The 237-nt window shown below is 42.2% G+C and carries 1 protein-coding gene; it reads left to right on the top strand.

Annotation, left to right across the window (positions count from 1 at the left end):
• The coding region (locus ACFIK0_RS09475) for a glycosyltransferase (protein ID WP_375663922.1) at positions 1-237 on the top strand (237 nt) is incomplete at both ends.

The following is a 237-nucleotide window of genomic DNA, read 5'->3' as shown; positions in this document are numbered from 1 at the left end:
CATAGTCGTAATGATCAGTCGATTTTAAATAGTCGCTTTGGCGATGACTATCTACCTCTCCCCTATGCCTATAATGTTCAAGTGGGTGAAGAATTAAACTCACAATTAGGTCATGAGCCGGCAGAAGAACAAGAGCCTGAATTATACCGACTTTATCAACAACGCATTGCGGCTTCTCAACCATTCAAGATCCTGCACTACACCACAGCGTTAAAGCCATGGCGATTAATTATCACT

This window comes from Bartonella sp. CL63NXGY, assembly GCF_042194905.1.
Classification (GTDB): Bacteria; Pseudomonadota; Alphaproteobacteria; order Rhizobiales; family Rhizobiaceae; genus Bartonella.
The sequence above is the reverse complement of the archived record's forward strand: the minus strand, read 5'-3'. Positions and strand labels throughout refer to the sequence as shown.